Genomic DNA, 19,712 nt, shown 5'->3' on the forward strand with positions numbered 1-19,712 from the left:
GCACTCACCTCACACGAAGTCGCGAATCAGGCGCGGCGCCAGCCGCTGGCGACGCAGTCGCCGCATCAGGCTCCGCCTGATGCCTCTGCGACCTTCTGCTTTCCGGCGTTGATGAACGGCATCATGGCACGGAGCTCGGCGCCGATCTCCTCGATCGGGTGCTGCTTTCCTTCGTCTTGCATCCGATGGTAATTCGCGCGACCTGACTCCGACTCGGCGACCCATTCGTCGGCGAACTGTCCGGTCTGGATCTCGGTGAGGATCTTCTTCATCTCCGCCTTGGTGGCGTCGGTGACGACACGCGGACCCCGAGTGAGGTCGCCGTACTCGGCGGTGTCGGAGATGCTGTAACGCATGCCGGCGATGCCTTCTTCGTACATCAAGTCGACGATGAGCTTCACTTCGTGCAAGCACTCGAAGTAGGCCATCTCCGGGGCGTAGCCCGCCTCGGTCAGCGTTTCGAAGCCGGCGCGGACGAGTTGCGTCAGCCCGCCGCAGAGCACGGCCTGCTCACCGAACAGGTCGGTCTCGGTCTCTTCTTTGAACGTCGTCTCGATGACACCGGCGCGGGTGCCACCGATCGCGTCGGCGTACGACATCGCGACCGCGCGGGCCGTCCCGGTTGCATCCTGGGCCACGGCGATCAGCGACGGCACACCGCCACCCTCGGTGAAGGTACGCCGGACGAGGTGGCCCGGGCCCTTCGGGGCGATCATGATGACGTCGATGCCCTCGGGCGCCTGAATGCGACCGAAGTGCACGTTGAAGCCGTGCGCGAACGCGATGGCGTCTCCCGGGTCGAGGTTCGGCGCGATGTGCTCGTCGTAGATCTTCTTCTGCTCGGTGTCGGGAGCGAGGATCATGATGACCTGCGCGGCCTTCGCCGCGTCGGCGATCGACATGACGGTGAGGCCGGCCTCCTCGGCCTTGGCGGCCGACGACGATCCCTCACGGAGACCGACGACGACGTCGACGCCCGATTCCTTCATGTTGAGTGCATGAGCGTGGCCTTGCGACCCGTAGCCGATGACGGCGACCTTCTTGCCTCGGATGATCGAGGAGTCAGCGTCCTCTGCGTAGTACACGGTGACGGCCATGGTCAGCCAGCCTTTCCAGATGTTGATGAGCCAGATGTTGATGTGTTGCCGATGGCGCGCAAGCGCGCGCCACGATCCAATTTGGGCAACGCCACCCGGCCGGTGCGCTGCAGCTCAACGATGCCATATCCATCGAGCAATTCCTCAAAATCGTCGAGCTTGTCGGGGTGACCCTCCAGGCTGACGGTGAGCGCTTCTTCGGCGACGGCGATGATCTTGCCCTCGAAGATGTCGACGAGACCCTGCACTTCGCTGCGCTGATCTGCCGTCGCCCGCACCGTGGCGATGAGCAGTTCGCGCTCGACCGAGCGGCGCGGATCGAGTTCGGAGATCTTGACGACGTCGATCAGCTTGAAGAGTTGCTTGGTGATCTGTTCGAGCGGCGCGGAGTCGAGGTCGACCACGATCGTGATCCGGCTCATCCCGGGGTCTTCCGCCGGCGCGACCGCCAGCGAGAAGATGTTGAAGCCGCGGCGAGCGAACAGCCCCGACACACGGGCGAGGACGCCCGGACGGTTCTGCACGAGCACCGACAGGATGTGGTGGTTGACCGCCTGGCCGGAGTAGAGGTTGATGGTGGTCACTTGAGGTGGTCCTTACGGTCTTGCTGGCTGGGATGGAGGATGACGTCGTCGTTGCTGGCCCCCGCGGGCACCATCGGGAACACGCCTTCGGCTGCTTCGGTGCGGAACTCGACGACGACCGGCCGGTCGTTGATCGAGTTGGCCTTCTCGATGGCCGGCGCGACCTCTTCGGGCGACTCGACCCTGATCGCTGCGCAGCCCATCGACTCGGCCATCATGACGAAGTCGGGCACCGATGCCGAGTCGAGGAACACCGACGAGTAGCGCTCGTCGTAGAACATCTCCTGCCATTGGCGGACCATGCCGAGATACCGGTTGTTGAGCAGCGCGACCTTGATCGGCAGGTTCTCCAACGTCGCGGTGACGAGTTCCTGCGCGGTCATCTGGAAGCAACCGTCGCCATCGACGGCCCACACGGTTGCCTCCGGGAACGCAGCTTTGGCACCGATCGCTGCCGGAATCGAGAAGCCCATCGTGCCCAATCCACCCGAGTTGACCCAGGTGTACGGGTGGTTGAAGCGCCAGTACTGCGAGGCGTACATCTGGTGCTGTCCGACGCCAGACGTGACGATCGTGCGTTCCGGAGCCAGGTCACGGAGCTGCTCGATGCAGTACTGCGGCTTGAGGGCCTCACCGGGCTCCGACGGCGCGTAGGTCATCGGGAATTGTTCCTGCCAGCCCGACACCTTGCTCTTCCACGCCGACGTGTCGGCCTGGGTGACACCGTTGGCGAGCAGCGCCTTGATCTCGACGATGATCTCCTCGATGACCAGGCGGGCGTCGCCGACGATCGGGACATCGGGTCGGCGCACCTTGCCCTGCTCGGCCGGGTCGATGTCGACGTGGATGACCTTTGCGCCGGCGGCGAACGCGTCGACGTTGCCCGTGATGCGATCGTCGAAGCGAGCGCCGAGCGCGATGAGCAGATCGGACTTCTGCATGGCCGTGATCGCCGTGGCGTTGCCGTGCATGCCGGGCATGCCCAGGTTGAGTTCGTGATCGTCGGGGAAGGCGCCACGAGCCATGAGCGTGGTGACGACCGGGACCTTGATCAGCTCGACGAGTTCCGCCAGCGCCTCCGCCGCACGAGCCTTGAGGATGCCGCCGCCTGCGTAGACGACCGGGCGCTCCGATTGCAGGATCAGCTTGGCTGCCTCCTTGATCATCCGGGGATGACCCTTCACGTTCGGGCGGTAGCCGGGGAGGCTCGCGAGCACCTCCTCGTCGGTCGGCCAGTACCAGTCCATCTGGTTGATGAGCACGTCCTTGGGGACGTCGATCAGCGTCGGGCCGGGACGTCCGGTCGTCGCGATGTGGAACGCCTGGCGCACGGCCATCGGCACGTCTTGTGCGTTCATCACCAGTTCGTTGTGCTTCGTGCACGAGCGGGTGATCCCGACGGTGTCGCACTCTTGGAAGGCGTCGGAGCCGATCGCTGCGGTGGGCACCTGCCCCGTGATCGCGACCATCGGGATCGAGTCCATGTACGCATCCATCAGCGGGGTGACGAGATTGGTCGCCGCGGGGCCGGAGGTGACCATCGCGACGCCGGGCTTGCCCGAGACGTGCGCGTAGCCTTCGGCCATGTGGCCCGCGCCCTGTTCGTGGCGGACGAGGACGTGGCGGATCGACGACTCGAGCAACGGGTCGTACGCCGGCAGGATGCAGCCTCCCGGGTATCCGAACATCACCTCCACCCCTTCCTTCTCGAGCGAACGGATGAGCGCTTGCGCGCCGGTGAGGCGCTCTGGGCCTCCGGTGGGTTGATCAGCTGGTGAAGCCATCGTCGTATGCCTTTGCTTGCGTGAGTGTCGGGGGGAAGTGTTCGGGATGGGGAAACAGGTCCGAAAAAGCGAAAGACCTCCCGGCTGGGAGGTCAGGGCACGCGCAGATCGGATCCGGGCGTGCTACCGGATGAGTACTACGAGGAAACGAGTCGTCGCGTTCACGGGGTTCATACAACCATCATCGTACCGTCGAACGCAAGTCTTGAGCGCGTTCCCAACGCGATGAGAATCTGCGCGACCCGTCCGCAGCCGTTCTCATCGCTCGGATCGTGAGGCGAGCAGCTTGGCGAGCTTGCGCATCCCCTGCTTGAAGCCGAGCGCCCCGATCTTCGCCGCGACGGGCGCAACGAACTGCGGAACCCGCTTCACCCTCACATCTTCGACCCATTCCAGACGTGCACCGTCACCGTCGGCGGTCACGGTGAAGGCGGCCCGCCCGAGCAGGATCGGTCCGAGTTTCTCGACCTCGCAAGCCCCCGACTGAGACGCATCGTCCCAGTCGCACGACACGACGCGCATTCGGTCCTCGAGCGACAACTTGCCGATACCGGTCCACGCCGTGAACGTGGCGCCCGGCGCCGTCGGATCACCCGGTGCCACCTCGACCCGGGTTGCGGGGATCCACGCGGCATGACCCGCCCAGTCGACGAGTTCGTCCCACACCTGCTTCGCGGGGGCCTCGAAGCGATACGGAACCGTGAACTCGATGTTCGCCATGGTCTGATCGTGCCACGAAACGACGCCATGCCGCTGCGACGAGCCCGGTGCGCTGCGTCACACCCGCCCATTCCCCAGCGATGAGAACCGGCGTGGAGTGTTCGCGGCGGTTCTCATCGCTGGGCGGGTTTGGCGGTTCGACGCTTCCATGGCGCGTTCGGAGGTGACGGATCGGCAAGACTTGTGAACATGTTCCCTCGTGTCGCTCCCGTCGCGCTGGTCGGCGTGCTCGCTCTCGCCGCGTGTGGCGGCGGCGACGATGCGCCGGCCACGACCACCACCGACGTCCCGGTCGCTACGGCTGCGCCGACGCCACCGGCGACCGATCCTCCCGAGACCACGCCCACCACGACGACCCTGCCGCCGCTCGTCACCGAAGGGGCGACCGTCGTGGTCGCCAACTCGAGCATCGTCGGTGGAGCAGCCGGGCGGATGACCGACGAGCTGGGCCTGACCGGCTTCACCACGGCCACCCCGACCAACGGCATCGACAAGGTCGACGACTCGATCGTCTACTACAGCGACGCCGAAGGTGCTCAGGCCGTGGCCGAGTCGGTCGGTCGTGCGCTCGGCGGGGTGACCGTCGAGGCACTCCCCGAGACGGTCCCCACCGAGTCGGGTGACATCGCCGGCGCGCAGGTCCTGGTACTGCTCGGCAACAACCAGGCAGATCGAACGATCGACCAGCTGAGCGGAACCGCAACGCCCGACGTCGAGACCAACGGACTGACGATCGTGGTCGCCAACGCCAGCGGCGTCAGCGGCTCGGCCGGCCGCATGTCCACCACGCTCGACAACGCCGGCTTCACGGTCGGCGAGGCGACGAACGCCGTCGTGCAGCTCGCCGACTCGGTCGTGCACTACACCGACGCCGAGGGCGCCCAGGCCGATGCCGAAGCGCTCGCCGCCGCACTCGGTGGGGTCGAAGTCGAGCCGATGCCCGACGAGATACCCACCGAGTCCAGCGAAATCGACGGTGACGTGCTGTTGCTGCTCGGCACCAACCAGGCCGATCAGTCCTTGGGAACGTTGAACCCCTGATCGTCACGTCGACGCACCATCAGCAGCACCGCGCCGACCAAGAGCGCCGCGAGGGCGATCTGCACCAGTAGATCGCCGTAGGCCGAACCCGTCGTGGGCAGCGATCGGCTGGGCGCTGCTGGCGCGGTCGTCGTCGGCGACACCCCCGTCCCGGTGGGCGTCGTGGTGGGCGTGGTGATGGCAGGCACGGTCGTGGCGGGCACGGTCGTGGTCGGTGCCGGATCGACGGGGCCGAGGTCGATGTCGAGTCCCACGGGGATGTCGACGGTGACGACCTCTCCCACCGGCAACTCGATCGCGATCGGCAGATCGATCGACACCGTCGTGTTCGCCGGCAGCGACGTCGGGTCGACCGTCACGGTGTACGAACCCGACGGCAAGTTGTCCACCGACCAGTCACCGTTCGAATCCGTCTGCGTCCGGATCACGATCGGCCCATCGGGGCCGTCCCACGTGATGATGACGTCGACACCGGGAACGCCGGGCTCGCCGGCGTCCTGCGTCTGGTCGTCGTCGATGTCGTCGAAGACCGTGCCATCGAGTCCGGAGGTTCCGGCGAAGCCGAAGTCCTGATCGAGATTCACCTCGTCCAGACCGATCGTGACCCGCGACGTCCCGTCGTTGCCGCCGTCGGAGTCAAACGTGGGCACGAGGCCGCCCGGCAACCCGCTGACCTCGACGATGTAGTCGCCGGCCGGGAGCCCTTCGAACAGGTAGTTGCCCGACTCGTCGACCGTGGTCGTGAAGACCTGGTCGTCGCCACCGCCGGGTTCGCCGTCGGCGCCGAGCAAGGTCGCGGTCACCGTTGCCCCGGCGAGACCAGGCTCGCCGAGGTCGCGGACACCGTCACCGTCGAGATCGAGCCACACGCTGTCACCGATGACACCCAGACCTCCGACGCCGAAATCCTGGTCGTCGTCGATCGTGCCACCGCTCAGTTCGACGACGCTCACGCCGTCGGGTGCGCCATCGTCGGGATCGTTCAGCGGTGCCGTGCCCGTCGGCAACGACGTCGGGTCGAGCACGACGGTGTAGGTGCCGTCCGGCAGATTCGACACGCCGTACTCGCCGTTGTCGTCGGTCGTCGTGGTGAACTCGATGTCGTCGTCGGTGCCAGGCAGTCCGTCGACGCCGGCCCAGGTGACGGTGATCGTCGCGTCGGGGACGCGGGGATCGATGGCGGCGCCGTCGTCCACACCGTTGCCATTGGCGTCGAGGTAGACCGTGTCACCGATGCTGTTGTCGCCCCGATAGCCGAAGTCCTCGTCGGTCTGCGAGCGTCCGTCGTCGGGTCCGAGCGTCACCGTCGTCGTGCCATCGAGCACGCCGTCGGGATCGGCGGTGTTGTCGGCTGCATCTGCCAGACCGCCCGGGCCGACCGTCACGGCGTACTCGCCGTCGGGCAGGCCGTCGACCAGGTAGTCACCACCGTCGTCGGTCGTGGTGGTGAGCACGACGTCGTCGTCGGTGCCGAGTTGACCATCGGGGCCGGCGGACGTGACGGTCACGGTCTGACCGGGAACGCTCGGCTCGCCGGGGTCCTGCGTGCCATTGCCGTCGAGGTCGAGGAAGATCGTGCCTCCGATCTCCCCCTCGCCGACGTACCCGAAGTCGACGTTCTCGCGGTCTTCGTCGTCGCCGAGTGTGACCGGGGTAGATCCGTCGTCGTTGCCGTCGGAGTCGAACGTGATCGACACCCCACCCGGAAGCGTCGACTCGTCGACGGTGACGATGTACTCGCCGGCAGAGAGGCCGGGGAAGGTGTAATTGCCGTCGTCGTCGGTGAAGGTCTCGCGCTCCAGGCCATCCGGGCCGGTGAGCACGACTCGGATGCCGCCGAGACCTGGCTCACCGACATCGCCAGTGCCGTTCGCGTTCTGATCGAGCAGGACGGTGCCCGAGATCGACCCACCGGTGGTGAAACCGAAGTCGATGCCGTCGTCGGTGGTGCCGTCGCTCAACCCGACGACGGTGATGCCGTCGGTCGGCTCGCCGGGCCCGTCGCCGGAATCGGCACTCGGGTCGAAGCCGCCAGGCAGTGTCGAGCGATCGACTTCGACGGAGTAGCTCCCGTCGGGGAGCCCGTCGATGCCGTAGTCGCCGCCATTGGTGGTGGTCAGCGTCGGTAGTACGAGATCGTCGTCGGTGCCGAGCGTCCCGTCGGGGCCGAACCACGTGACGATCACGTCGACACCGTCGATGCCGGGCTCGGTCGCGTCGTCGTTACCGTCGGCGTTCTCGTCGAACCAGACGGTGTCGCCGAGGCCGTTGTCACCGCGATAGCCGAAGTCCTGATCGAGATCTTCGCGGGCGCCCTGGTCCAGCACGACGGTCGAGGTGTTCGTCTCGCCGCCATCGGGGTCGCCGGTGTTCGTCGCCGCGTCGGTGATTCCACCGTCGACCGTCACCGTGTACGTCCCGTCGGGCAGGCCCTCGAAGCGGTAGTTGCCGTTCTCGTCGGTCACGGTCGAGTCGACCACACCGTTGTCGCCGACCAGGGTGACGCGTTGGCCGGGCACGCCCGGCTCGTCGTCGCCCTGCACGCCGTCGCCGTCGAAGTCGAGGTAGACGGTGTCGCCGATCACGCCGCTCCCGGTGTACCCGAAGTCGACATCGTCGCGGCTCGCACCGGCAGGGAGATTGAGCTGCACGGTCGGCTGCGGGTCATCGGCACCGCCAGCGAGACCGTAGGTCTGTGCGACACCGTCGGGCAGCGTCGTCTGGTCGAGCGTCACGCGGTACGCGCCGGCCGGGATGCCGTCGATGGCGTAGCGGCCGTCGTCGCCGGTCGTGGTCTCGAAGTTCAGATCGTCGGCCGTACCGAGCAGTTGGTCGGGACCGAACCAGGTGACGACGATGGTCACGCCGCCGATTCCCGGCTCGTCCGGGTCTTCGACACCGTCGCGGTTCGTGTCGAGCCAGACCCGGTCGCCGAGCGATGCGTCGCCCGCATAGCCGAAGTCCTGGTCGAGATCGATGCCGACGAGGTCGACCGACGAGGTCTCGTCGCCGGCCGTGTTGCTGCCGTCGGCGGGCGAATCGGCGTCGCCGGTCGGGCCGAGCCCGGCCGGCACACCGGCCGTCACCGTGACCGTGTAGGTGCCGTCGTCGAGCCCGCTGAACAGGTAGTCGCCGTCGCCGGCGGTCACCGTCGTGAGCACGACGCCGTTCTCGTCGGTCGCGGTCACGGTCACGCCGTTGATGCCGGGTTCACCCGCATCCTGCACACCGTCGCGGTTGCGATCGAACCAGACCCGGTCACCGAGCACCGACTCACCGGGAGCGCCGGCCGCGTAGCCGAAGTCCTGGTCGAGATCGCGCTCGCCGGGTCCGAGGTCGACCGTGCTGGTCGAGTCGCCGAGACGGCCAGGAGCGTCCGGGTCAGCAGCGCCGTCCGGATCGTCGGTGTTGTCGACGTTGTCCGGGAGGCCACCCATGATCGTCACGACGTACTCACCGGCCGGCAACCGGTCGAAGAGGTAGTTGCCGTCGTCGTCGGTCGTCGCGCTCTCGGTCGAACCGTCCGGGAAGGTGAGCGTCACCGTCACGCCGGGGATCCCTGGCTCGTCGGCCGGGTCGCCCTGCACCCCGTCGCCGTTGGTGTCGAGGTAGACGCGGTCACCGATCGCACCGAGCGTCGCGACGCCGAAGTCCTGATCGAGGCGTTCCTCGCCGGGTCCGAGCACGACGACCGAGGTCCCGTCGACCGCACCGTCGTCGATCCCATCGGGGTCGCTGACGAACTCGACGCCCTCGGGCAACGAGTCCGGGTCGACCACGACCGTGTAGGTCCCCGAAGGGAGTCCTTCCACGAGGTACCGGCCCTCGTCGTCGGTGGTCGCCACGATCTCGAACCCGTTGCCGGAGATCGTCACCCGAACACCGCCGAGGCCGACTTCCCCGTCATCTCGGGTGCCGTTGCGGTTGGTGTCGAAGAAGACGAGGTCGCCGATCGAGCCGGTGCCGACGTAGCCGAAGTCCTGCTGCAGATCCGCACCGACCAGGTCGGTCGTCGAGGTCTCGTCCGGATTCGCGATGCCGCTGTCGGCGTCGAAGGTCGCCGCGAGACCGGATCCGGGCCGGGGCGTCGCGGTGACCGTGTAGGTGCCGTCGTCGAGGCCCGTGAACAGGTAGGTGCCGTCGTCGACCGTCACGGTGTCGCTGGTCGAGCCGTCGGGAAGGGTCAGCGTCACCGTGACGCCGCTGAGGCCGGGTTCGTTCGGGTCCTGCACACCGTCGCGGTTCAGGTCGAGCCAGACACGATCTCCGAGTACCGACTCACCCGGGGCGCCGGCTGCGTAGCCGAAGTCCTGGTCCAGGTCGCTTTCGCCGGGGTCGAGACTCACGGCGCTCGTCGAGTCGCCGGCGCCGTCGGGCCCGTCCGGATCATCGGTGTTCGCGATCTCGTCGGGCAACCCGCCCGTCACCGTCACCGTGTAGTCACCCGCTGGCAGATCGTCGAAGAGGTAGTTGCCGTTCTCGTCGGTGGTCGCCGTCTCGGTCGCTCCCGACGGGTAGGTGAGCACCACGGTCACGCCGTCGATGCCCGGCTCGTCGGCAGGGTCGCCTTGGATTCCGTCGCCGTTCGTGTCGAGATAGACCCGATCGCCGATCGAGCCGGTACCGGCGTAGGTGAAGTCTTGGTCGAGGTCGTCGTCGCCCGCTCCGAGCGTCGTGCGACTCGTCGAGTCGTCGCCACCGTCGGGGTCACCGACCAGGACGACGCCGTCGGGCAGCGTCGACGTGTCGACGGTGACGCGATAGTCGCCGGCGGGCAGGCCGTCGACGAGGTAGCGACCGTCGTCGTCGGTCGTGACGACGATGTCGATGCCCGCGTCGAGGTAGGTGACCGTGACCGTGACGCCCGGCAGGCCGAGGAGGTCGCCGTCGCCGCGATCGAGGGCGATCGTGTCGCCGATCGATCCCGTGCCGACGTAGCCGAAGTCCTGCTCGAGGTCGACGCCGTCGAGCACGGTGGTCGAGGTCTCGTCCAGATCGGCGACGCCACTGTCGTCGTCGTACGTCGCGACGAGGCCCTCGGGAAGACCGCCCGTGACCGTGACGGTGTAGGTGCCGTCGTCGAGACCGGTGAACAGGTAGTCGCCGTCGCCCGTGGTGACCGCATCGCGGGTCGAACCGTCGGGGAGTTCGAGCGTGACCGTCACGCCGTTGAGCCCCGGCTCGCCAGCGTCCTGCACGCCGTCACGATCGAGATCCCACCAGACGCGGTCGCCGAGCAGCGACTCGCCGGGGGCGCCGGCCGCGTAACCGAAGTCCTGGTCGAGATTCCGTTCGCCGGCTCCGATCGTGACCTCGCTCGTGGAGTCCCCGAGGCCGTCCGGGCTCGCTGATCCATCGGGGTCCGCGGTGTTGTCGACGCCGTCCGGCAATCCGCCGGTGACGGTGACCGTGTACTCGCCTGCCGGCAAGCGGTCGAACAGGTAGTTGCCGTCGTCGTCCGTCGTGGCCTGACGCGTCGAGCCGTCCGGGAACGTCAACGTGACCGTGACACCGGGGATGCCCGGCTCATCGGCCGGGTCACCTTGCACGCCGTCGCCGTTCGTGTCGAGGTAGATGCGGTCGCCGATCGCACCGGAAGGACCGGCACCGAAGTCCTGATCGAGACGGTCGTCGTCGACACCGAGCACGATGGTCGACGAGCCGTCGGGGTCGGTGGCGTCATCGGGATCGCTGAGCAGGTCGACGCCGTCGGGCAGCGAGCTCTGATCGATCACGATGGTGTAGCGGCCTGCCGGGAGACCATCGACGAGGTAGTTGCCGTCGTCGTCGGTCGTCGTGACGATCTCGAAGCCATTGCCGATGATCGTCACCCGCACGCCGCCGATGCCGTCGCCGGTCGTCACGTCGAACACGAGATCACCGATCGACGAGCCACCCACGAACCCGAAGTCCTGATCGAGGTCGGCCCCGACCAGGTCGGTCGTCGACGACCGGTCGACGGCAGCGACGCCATCGTCGGCGTCGTAGGTCTGGCCGAGGTCGCCGGGGATGCCCGCCGCGATGGTCACGGTGTACCGGCCATCGTCGAGACCGGTGAACAGGTAGTCGCCGTCGCCCGTGGTGACGGCCTCGCGAGTCGAACCGTCCGGAAGCGTCAGCACGACCGTCACCCCGTTGAGACCCGGCTCGCCCGGATCCTGGACGCCGTCGTCGTTCCTGTCGAGCCACACTCGGTCGCCGAGCACCGACTCGCCCGGGGCTCCGGCGTCGTAGCCGAAGTCCTGATCGAGATCGTTCTCGCCGCCGCTGAGGCGCACCTCGCTCGTCGAGTCGCCTGCGCCAGCGGGTCCGTCGGGGTCGTCGGTGTTGGTCGCGCCGGCCGGCAAGCCGCCCGACACCGTCACCGTGTAGTCACCGGCCGGCAGACGGTCGAAGAGGTAGTTGCCGTCACCGTCGGTCGTGGCCGTCTCGGTCGAACCGTTGGGGAACGTGAGCGTCACCGTGACGCCGGGGATGCCCGGCTCATCGCTCGGGTCGCCCTGCGAGCCGTCGCCGTTGGTATCGAGGTACACGCGGTCGCCGATCGAGCCGAGCGGCTCCGGCTCGGTCGAGTAGCCGAAGTCGGCGGTCAGGTGCGCGTCGTCGTCACCGAGTTCGACGCTCGTCGACGAGTCGGGTTCGCCGTCTTCGTCGTCGGTGTTCACGAGCCCGTCGGGCAGGGTGCTCTCGTCGACCTCGACCAGGTAGGTACCAGCCGAGAGGCCGTCGAAGAGATAGTTGCCGTTGCCATCGGTGACGGCGGTTGCCGTCTGGCCACCCGGCAACGTGAGAACGACGGTGACGCCCGGAATCCCGGGTTCGTCGGCCGGATCGCCCGGTCGACCGTCGCCGTTCGTGTCGAGATACACACGGTCGCCGATCGACGACGTGCCCTCGGGCGCTGTGCGAACGTAGCCGAAGTCCTGGTCACGGTTGGTCTGGCCGCCGACGACGGTGACGGTGCTGCGACCGTCTGGGTCGGTGGTGCCCTGGGGGTCGACGGTGATCTCGAAACCAGCGGGGACACCCGAGGTCACGACGACCGAGAAGCGTCCATCGGGCAGTCCGGTGGCCTGATAGCGCCCGTTCTCGTCGGTCGTGTACACACCGATCAGGCGGTCGTCGCCGCCGCCGAAGTCGCGGTCGGCGCCGAGCCAGGTGATCGTGACGTGCACGCCGGCAAGGCGCGGTTCGGCGCCGGGGCCGTCGTCGACACCGTCGGCATTCACGTCGTTCCAGACGGTGTCGCCGATCGCGTTGTCACCGTTCGGGGGCACGTCGGTGTAGCCGAACACCTGCTGCGGCGGGTTCGCGCCGTCCACGATCGTCACGAACGAGCGGTTCGGCGTCCCTCCGTCGGGATCGTCGGAGTTCGTGCCGGAGACAGCGACACCGCCGACGATGTCGACCCGGTACGGGCCGTCGGGCAACGGGTCGGTGCGGACTCGTCCGTCGTCGTCGGTCGTCGCGGAGACGACCACGTCGTCGAGCGTCCCGAACGCACCATCGAGACCGGGCGAGGTGATCGTGACCGTCTGGCCGCCCACCGGTGGCTCACCGTCGCTGCGCGAGCCGTTGCCGTCGAGGTCGAGGTAGACGACCACGTCGATGATCCCATCGGGTGCCGGTGCCGACTCGTCGATACCGAAGTCCTGGTCGAGGACGACCTCGTCGGTCCCGAGCGTGACGGAACTGCGGCCATCGGCGGGCGTCTCGCCGCGCGGGTCGGAGACGAACTCGAACCCGTCGGGCAGTTCGCCGACGACGATCACGACGTAGCGTCCGGCCGGGAGTTCGTCGACGAGGTAGCGGCCATCGTCGTCGGTGGTCACCCGCTGCACCTGGTCGGTGTCGAGGTTGCGAACGTCGACGGTCACGCCGGGGACGCCCCGCTCGCCGTCGTCTTGGGTGCCGTTGCGGTTGGCGTCGAAGTAGACCGTGTCGCCGATCGCCCCCGTGGGTGCCGGGTCGATGGCGGTGTAGCCGAAGTCGACGTCGTCGAGCACGGCGGCGTTGTCGTCGCCCACGACGATCGTGACCGTCTCGTCGGGAGCCGCGAGCCCACTGTCGAGGTCGTACGTCGCGACGAGGTCGTCGGCCACGCCACCGGTCACGGCGACCACGTAGGTGCCGGCGTCGAGGCCACACACCTGCCAGGCGCCATCGGCGATCGTGGCGGTCTCGGCCGCCGCGTTGGTCGCCGTGTTGGTCACCGTGATCGAGACCCCGACCAGGCCGGGCTCACCGTCGTCTTGCACCCCGTCCGCGTCGAGGTCGATCCAGACTCGATCCCCGAGACAGAACGTCCCGGGGACGACCGTCGTGGTCGTGGTCGTATCCGGCACGGTCGTGGTCGTATCCGGCACGGTCGTGCTGGTATCCGGAACGGTCGTGGTCGTATCCGGAACGGTCGTGCTGGTATCCGGAACGGTCATGGTCGTATCCGGAACGGTCGTGGTCGTATCCGGAACGGTCATGGTCGTATCCGGAACCGTCGTGCTGGTATCCGGAACGGTCGTCGTCGTGTCCGGAACCGTTGTGGTCGTGTCCGGAACCGTCGTGGTCGTGTCCGGAACGGTTGTGGTGGTATCCGGGACGGTCGAGTCGGGCACGGTCGTGTCCGGAACCGTCGAGTCGGGCACCGTCGTCGTGGGGTCGGTGCCGACGGTGGAGTCACCGTCGTCGAACTGCGCTGCTACTGCGGGCGCGGCGGAAGGACCATCCGCGCCTCGTGCACCGGCAGATGACAGCGTGAACACCGATCCGCCGAACAATCCGATTGCTGCGAGTCCCGCCAGGGCCCGATTCGCTTGCCGCATGACACAGCCTTCCGCTCAATTCTCCCGCCAGATCGGAACGTTAGGGAACAGCGGTCTGCGGGGCGTCTCGGATGTGCCCCTGCGGCTGCAACTTGACCGACTCTTGACCTGCAAATCACGCTGCGTCGACAGCGACGCCACCCACCGTGATCAGGCGATGGTCACGCAGAACGGTGGCGGGTCACCCAAGGTGACCGAACGGCAGGCCGCACAACACTGCGCTCAGTGAGTGGGGAACGCGCCTTGCAGTCGCGCGGCGGTCAGCGTGTTCTCGAGCAGACACGCGATCGTCATCGGCCCGGTTCCGCCCGGCATCGGGGTGATCCAGCCCGCGACCTCGGCGACCGGCCCGAAGTCGACATCGCCCACGATGCCCGCCTCCGTCCGCGACACCCCGACGTCGATCACCGCGGCGCCCGGCTTCACCATGTCAGCAGTGATCATCCGCGCCTGGCCAGCGGCACCGACCACGATGTCGGCCTCGCGCACGACCGACGCCATGTCGGAGGTACGCGAATGCGCCATCGTGACGGTGGCGTCGGCGCCCTTGCGGTTGAGGAGCAACGACAGCGGAAGACCGACCAGGGTCGATCGGCCGATCACCACGGCGCGGCGACCCGAAGTCGGCACGTCGTACTTCTGGAGCAGTCGCATCACGCCCAGCGGCGTACACGACACCAGCCCGGGGCGGTTGCGAACCAGGCGCCCCATCGACCGCTCGGTCAACCCATCGACGTCCTTTTCGGCCGGAACCAGGTCGAGCACCGGTTCGGGGTCGAGGCCGTCGGGCAGCGGGAGTTGGACGAGGATGCCGTGCACGTTCGGGTCGGCGGCGAGTTCGGCGACGACCGCTTCGACCTCGGCTTGCGTGGCCGTTGCCGGGAGTTCGGCATGGCGCGACACCATGCCGGCCTCGGCCGCCTTCTTGTGCTTGCTGTTGACGTAGCGCCGGCTCGGGCCGTCGTCACCGACCAGCACCGTCGCCAGACAGATCTCCGGCGACCCAGCCGCCGAGATCGTCGCCGCGAGCCCCGCGACGATCTCGTCGCGCAACGCATTGCCATCCATCACCACCGCGCTCATACGGCGAACCGTATCGGTTTGTCTCAGAGACAAACCGATACGGTTCGGATCCAGGCGGGTCAGCCGGCCTCGGAGTGGGTGACGGGTTGTTCGCCCATCCATTCGCGCAGGGTGTTCTTCAGCTTCGTCTGCTGGATGAAGAGGTCCTGCTCCGCGTCGGCGTCGCCAGCGGCCTGGGGCGCCTTGAGGTAGAAGCTCAGCCATTCCTGGACGCCCGACGAACCAGCGCGGTGGGCCAGGTCCATGAACAGCGCGAGGTCGAGCACGATCGGCGCGGCGAGGATCGAGTCGCGGCAGAGGAAGTCGACCTTGATCTGCATCTCGTAGCCGAGCCACCCGAAGATGTCGATCGCGTCCCAGCCCTCTTTGTTGTCGCCCCGCGGCGGGTAGTAGTTGATCCGCACGACGTGGTCGATGTTGCCGTACAGGTCGGGATAGACCTCGGGCTGCAAGATCCCGCCGAGCACGCCGAGCTTCGACATCTCCTTGGTCTTGAAGTTCTCCGGATCGTCGAGGACTTCGCCGTCGCGGTTGCCGAGGATGTTCGTCGAGTACCACCCGCGCATACCGAGCATGCGGGCCTTGAAGCCCGGAGCGAGCATCGTCTTCATCAAGGTCTGGCCGGTCTTGAAGTCCTTGCCGGCGATCGGCACGCCATTGGTCTTCGACAGTTCGATCATGCAGTCGAGATCGGTGGTCAGGTTCGGCGCGCCGTTCGCGTAGGGCACGTCACTCTGGAGTGCGGCGTAGCAGTAGATCTGCGACGGCGAGATGTTGTCGTCGTTGTCCCGCAGGCCCTGCTCGAACGCGGCGACGCTGCTGTGGACGTCGGTCGGCTCCTGGTAGGCCTCGGTCGAACCGCACCACACCATGACGAGGCGGTCACAGCCGTTCTCTTCCTTGAACTTCGCGATGTCGGCGATCAGCGCTTCGGCCTGGTCCCACTTGTTCGCGATGTCCTTCACGCGCACCCCGTCGAGGCGCGACACCCAGCGCTGGTCGAACACGGCCTCCATCGGCACGATGCCTTCCATCTCCTTGGAGATCGCATCGAGGTCGTTGCCCTGCAGGACGCCGGCCGTCTTGGCCGCTTCCATGGCGTTCGGCGAGATCGGATCCCAGCCGCCGAAGACGATGTCGTCGAGGCTGGCGAGCGGCACGAAGTCACGGATCATCGGGTTGCGGTTCTCCTCCTTGGTGCCGAGGCGGATGTGGGCCATCTGCGACACCGATCCGATCGGCGGCGAGATGCCCTGGCGAGCAGCGATGACGCCGGCGATGAAGGTGGAGGCCACGGCGCCCATGCCGGGCGTCAACACGCCGAGCTTGCCGGTGGCGGGAGCGATCTGTCGTTCAGTCATCCGATGATCATAAGCGATCTCGAACGATGTAATCGAATAGTGAAGCAAGTCTGAACTATGCTGACGGACCTCATGGCCTCGGTAGCTCACGTCACGTCTCCTGCGCTGCCCGATCTGTCGTTGCGACAACTCGAGTACCTCGTCGCCGTCGCCGACGCCGACACGTGGGCCGCGGCGGCGCACTCGGTCGGAGTCAGCCCGTCGGCGCTGTCGCAGGGATTGGCCGAACTCGAACGGCGCGTCGGTGTGCCGCTCTTCGACGCCGTTGGCCGACGACGCGTCCTGCGCGTCACGGCCGCCCCAGTGCTCGACCACGCGCGACGCGTCATCGCGCTCACACACGACCTCGTCGAGTGGGCACAGCGCATCGGGGAAGGGCGAGCCGGACGCGTCCGGCTCGGCTTGGTCGACGTTGCAGCGGTCGTGCACTTCCCCCAGGTGCTACGCGACTTTCGAACCGAACATCCCGACGTCGAGATCACCCTCACGGTCGCGCCGTCCAGCACGCTGCTCGACCGATTGGCGATCGGAGCGATCGACCTGGCCGTGTGCGTGGAATCGCCGACCCCGACGCCGGACGTGACGACCACGCCGCTGTTACACGAAGATCTCGTCGTCTACGCCCCGCCGGATGTGGCGATCGGCACCCCTGCCGACTGGGGCCCGTGGGTGTTGTTCCCGAAGGGATCGCACACACGCGACATCGTCGAACGACGACTCCGCTCCCTCGGTTCGCCGATCACGGTGGCCGCCGAGTCACATCAACCCGACGTGCTGCGCGAGATGGTGCGACTCGGGGTCGGCTGGACCGTCCTGCCCCGCAGCCAGGGCAGCGACGGACTCAACCACGCACCGCTGATCGATCGTCGACTCGTGCTCGTACGTCGCGACGGGGTGATCGACGACCCGGTCGTCGACGAACTCGCACTGCGACTCCAGCGCGCTTCGACATCCGACGTCGCCGTCAGCGCGGGCGCGGTCAGAACGGGGTGAGCACCACGGGGTGACGGACGTCTGGCGTCGGGCCCGACTGGAACAACAGCGTGACGACGCCGCCGTCACAGGTGAACGGCGCACCGTTGATCGGCGCTGAGGTGATCAGGTCGTTGCCGAGGTCGCTGCCGTCGATGGTCACGCCGGCGACGGTGATCTGGATGTCGAGGCTGCTCGTCTCGTTGTCGGCCAGGATCACGTTGTCCTCGACGGTGTAGTTACCGTTCACGTTGCCGGTCGCCGTACCGGTGCCGGAGGTTCCAGCGACCTCGAGCGACAGCACGAAGTCGGCCGCGTACTGGTACGCCCCGTCGAAGAAGGAGACGTTGACGACGCCGTCGGCGCTCATCGTCAACCCCGCACCGCTGTTGGCAGCGAGCGCGTTGTAGTAGCCGTTGAGCTGTTCGGAATCGATCAGGTACGAACCTTCGAGGCAACTCCCGTCGTCGGGCTCGGGGGCCTCCGTCACCGGCGGCTCGGTCGCCGGCGGTTCGGTGGCAGGCGGCTCCGTTGCCGGCGGTTCGGTTGGCGGAGGTTCCGTCGCTGGAGGCGCGGTCTCGGGCGCAGCCGTCGCGACGGTCGGGACCTCGGTCGTCGTCGTCTCGGTGGCGGGGGGTTCGACGTCGGCGAGCGTGTCACCGGTCGTGTCGTCGTCACCACCGCCGCACGCGACGAGCGCGAGGGTCAGCGCCGTCAGCGTGGCGAGCGAGCGAATCGGTGCGTTGCGCAGCATGGCGCCAAGTGTTGCAGCACCTGCATCGCCGCGCGGGTCATTTCGCGACGGGAGTCTCCCCGGCCAGCACCGTCGCGAACTGGTCGGAGTCGACGTTTCCACCGCACAGCACGAACGCCCGGTGCGCTTCTCGCCCGGCGGGCGACTCCGACAACAGACCGGCCAACGCGATCGCTCCGGCCGACTCGGCCACGTTGTGCGTCGTGCGGAACACGATCCGCATCGCCTCGGCGACCGCGTCGTCGCTGACCGAGATCACGCGAGCGGCACCGCCGATGATCCCGGCGATCGACTCGGGGTCGGGCGAACGCGTCGCCACGCCGTCGACGAACGTGTCGGCGCTCGGCGTGGTCCGAACCTCACCCGCTTCGAACGAGCGTTTCGTCGCATCGGCGCGGTCCGACACGACGCCGACGACCTCGGTCGACAGTCCGAGGAGATCGCGCACGCCGATGATCGCATTGGCGCCCGAGCCCATCCCGATCGGGACGTAGATGGTGTCGATCGGGTCGTCAGCCGTCGCGTCGAACAGTTCCTTCGCGTACGTCGCCACGCCGAGAACCAGATCGCGATGGAACGGCGGCACCGGCTCGAGGCCGTGCTCTGCGGCGTACTCGACCGACGCCTCTCGCGCAGCCTGGAAGTCGTCGCCGTGTTCGATCACCGTGGCACCGAGCGCACGCATCGCCGCGTTCTTCTCGACGCTGTTGCCGTGCGGGACGAAGATCGTCACCGATCGCTGCGCCACGCGTCCGGCGAAGGCGAGGCTCTGTCCGTGGTTGCCGCGCGTCGCACTCACCACGCCGGTCACCTCCGGCCGTTCACGCACGAGCCGATCGAAGTACACGAGGCCGCCGCGGACCTTGAAGGCTCCGACCGGGGTGTGGTTCTCGTGCTTGACGGTCACCCGCGAGCCGGCGACCTCCTCCAACATCGTCCAGCGGTACTGCGGCGTGGCAGGAACGTGTCGGCGAACGATCTGGATGGCGAGGTCGAGTTCATCCGCGGCGATGTGCATCGCCCCAGCGTGCCCCGTCCTCCGTGACGATGCAATCGAGGATCACGTCGTGCACGTCGAGCGGGATCGACTCCACGATCTGCGGCGCGAACGTCACGCCGATGGTGACAGCATCATCGCGCCGGTGCGGGAGGAAGCGGTCGTACCAACCGCCGCCCTGACCGAGCCGCTCGCCCAGTGTGGTGAACGCGAGTCCCGGCACGACGATCACGTCCGGCCAGGCGGGGTCGACGTCGTCCTCGGGCACGGCGACCTCCATCGAGCGAGCGGCACACCAGTCACGCACCGGCGCCATGATGACCTCGCCGACGATCTCGTCGTAGAGCAGCAAACGTGCTGCCGCAGCGAACTCGGCGAGACCCGCGAGATGCGCAGCGATCGCTTGCGACCGCTCGGGCCGGTCGGGGAGGTTGCGGCGAAGCGCTCGCATCTCGCGGCGGAGCACGGCTTTGCGTTCGGCGATCGTTCCGGCTTCCATC

General features: G+C 67.6%; 12 protein-coding genes. 2 read left to right on the forward strand and 10 right to left on the reverse strand.

Features of this window, described 5'->3' with window-relative positions; translation table 11 throughout:
- Window positions 1-65: 65 nt before the first annotated feature.
- From ilvC to ACE37B_RS17555, 4 genes are all read right to left on the reverse strand, one after another.
- Entirely contained in the window at window positions 66-1,097 is a 1,032-nt protein-coding gene (ilvC, locus tag ACE37B_RS17540) for a ketol-acid reductoisomerase (RefSeq protein ID WP_409924633.1), read from the reverse strand.
- Between the two features lie 2 nt (window positions 1,098-1,099).
- The gene (ilvN, locus tag ACE37B_RS17545) at window positions 1,100-1,681 is read right to left on the reverse strand and encodes an acetolactate synthase small subunit (RefSeq protein ID WP_409924634.1); all 582 of its coding nucleotides are present in this window, start codon (window positions 1,679-1,681) and stop codon (window positions 1,100-1,102) included.
- Window positions 1,678-3,513 (reverse strand): acetolactate synthase large subunit, encoded by a 1,836-nt coding sequence (locus tag ACE37B_RS17550; protein WP_409924692.1) that lies wholly within the window; start codon window positions 3,511-3,513, stop codon window positions 1,678-1,680. Before ACE37B_RS17550 ends, ilvN begins: the two co-directional genes overlap by 4 nt.
- A gap of 210 nt (window positions 3,514-3,723) precedes the next feature.
- The gene (locus ACE37B_RS17555; RefSeq protein ID WP_409924635.1) at window positions 3,724-4,185 is read right to left on the reverse strand and encodes an SRPBCC family protein; all 462 of its coding nucleotides are present in this window, start codon (window positions 4,183-4,185) and stop codon (window positions 3,724-3,726) included.
- A gap of 189 nt (window positions 4,186-4,374) precedes the next feature.
- Here ACE37B_RS17555 and ACE37B_RS17560 point away from each other — a divergent pair, with 189 nt between their 5' ends.
- Window positions 4,375-5,226, forward strand: a complete 852-nt coding sequence (locus ACE37B_RS17560; protein ID WP_409924636.1) for a LytR C-terminal domain-containing protein — start codon at window positions 4,375-4,377, stop codon at window positions 5,224-5,226.
- Here the strand turns inward: ACE37B_RS17560 and ACE37B_RS17565 are convergent.
- The 3 genes from ACE37B_RS17565 to ACE37B_RS17575 form a co-directional block, all read right to left on the reverse strand.
- Window positions 5,199-14,045, reverse strand: coding sequence for an SdrD B-like domain-containing protein (locus ACE37B_RS17565; protein WP_409924637.1), 8,847 nt, complete (start codon window positions 14,043-14,045; stop codon window positions 5,199-5,201). The two genes, ACE37B_RS17560 and ACE37B_RS17565, sit on opposite strands and share 28 nt — an antisense overlap.
- Window positions 14,046-14,267: 222 nt before the next feature.
- A complete protein-coding gene (locus tag ACE37B_RS17570) occupies window positions 14,268-15,128 on the reverse strand; it encodes a bifunctional 5,10-methylenetetrahydrofolate dehydrogenase/5,10-methenyltetrahydrofolate cyclohydrolase (RefSeq protein ID WP_409924638.1) in 861 nt (286 codons plus the stop codon).
- A 59-nt stretch (window positions 15,129-15,187) separates the two neighbouring features.
- On the reverse strand, window positions 15,188-16,489 hold the full coding sequence (locus ACE37B_RS17575) for an inositol-3-phosphate synthase (protein ID WP_409924639.1): 1,302 nt from the start codon (window positions 16,487-16,489) through the stop codon (window positions 15,188-15,190).
- Window positions 16,490-16,561: 72 nt separating this feature from the next.
- Here ACE37B_RS17575 and ACE37B_RS17580 point away from each other — a divergent pair, with 72 nt between their 5' ends.
- Window positions 16,562-17,482 (forward strand): LysR family transcriptional regulator, encoded by a 921-nt coding sequence (locus ACE37B_RS17580; protein WP_409924640.1) that lies wholly within the window; start codon window positions 16,562-16,564, stop codon window positions 17,480-17,482.
- On the opposite strand, the gene ACE37B_RS17585 is transcribed toward ACE37B_RS17580, so the two are convergent.
- From ACE37B_RS17585 to ACE37B_RS17595, 3 genes are read right to left on the reverse strand one after another with little or no spacing between them, the layout of a single operon-like run.
- A complete protein-coding gene (locus ACE37B_RS17585) occupies window positions 17,469-18,215 on the reverse strand; it encodes a hypothetical protein (protein WP_409924641.1) in 747 nt (248 codons plus the stop codon). The genes ACE37B_RS17580 and ACE37B_RS17585 overlap by 14 nt on opposite strands.
- 37 nt (window positions 18,216-18,252) lie before the next feature.
- Window positions 18,253-19,233 carry a threonine dehydratase gene (locus ACE37B_RS17590; RefSeq protein WP_409924642.1) on the reverse strand — a complete coding sequence of 327 codons (981 nt, stop codon included), beginning with the start codon at window positions 19,231-19,233 and terminating at the stop codon, window positions 18,253-18,255.
- Window positions 19,214-19,711 (reverse strand): 5-formyltetrahydrofolate cyclo-ligase, encoded by a 498-nt coding sequence (locus tag ACE37B_RS17595; RefSeq protein ID WP_409924643.1) that lies wholly within the window; start codon window positions 19,709-19,711, stop codon window positions 19,214-19,216. The genes ACE37B_RS17590 and ACE37B_RS17595 overlap by 20 nt, the downstream gene beginning before the upstream one ends.
- Window position 19,712 lies beyond the last annotated feature (1 nt).

Origin of the sequence: Ilumatobacter sp. (genome assembly GCF_046290335.1) — a bacterium.
Classification (GTDB): Bacteria; Actinomycetota; Acidimicrobiia; order Acidimicrobiales; family Ilumatobacteraceae; genus Ilumatobacter_A.

Coding starts and splice junctions, on each gene's coding strand:
- ilvC (WP_409924633.1), bottom strand. CDS start 1,097: ATGGCCGTCACCGTGTACTACGCAGAGGACGCTGACTCCTCGATCATC.
- ACE37B_RS17555 (WP_409924635.1), bottom strand. CDS start 4,185: ATGGCGAACATCGAGTTCACGGTTCCGTATCGCTTCGAGGCCCCCGCG.
- ACE37B_RS17560 (WP_409924636.1), top strand. CDS start 4,375: ATGTTCCCTCGTGTCGCTCCCGTCGCGCTGGTCGGCGTGCTCGCTCTC.
- ACE37B_RS17565 (WP_409924637.1), bottom strand. CDS start 14,045: ATGCGGCAAGCGAATCGGGCCCTGGCGGGACTCGCAGCAATCGGATTG.
- ACE37B_RS17570 (WP_409924638.1), bottom strand. CDS start 15,128: ATGAGCGCGGTGGTGATGGATGGCAATGCGTTGCGCGACGAGATCGTC.
- ACE37B_RS17575 (WP_409924639.1), bottom strand. CDS start 16,489: ATGACTGAACGACAGATCGCTCCCGCCACCGGCAAGCTCGGCGTGTTG.
- ACE37B_RS17580 (WP_409924640.1), top strand. CDS start 16,562: ATGGCCTCGGTAGCTCACGTCACGTCTCCTGCGCTGCCCGATCTGTCG.
- ACE37B_RS17585 (WP_409924641.1), bottom strand. CDS start 18,215: ATGCTGCGCAACGCACCGATTCGCTCGCTCGCCACGCTGACGGCGCTG.
- ACE37B_RS17590 (WP_409924642.1), bottom strand. CDS start 19,233: ATGCACATCGCCGCGGATGAACTCGACCTCGCCATCCAGATCGTTCGC.
- ACE37B_RS17595 (WP_409924643.1), bottom strand. CDS start 19,711: ATGGAAGCCGGAACGATCGCCGAACGCAAAGCCGTGCTCCGCCGCGAG.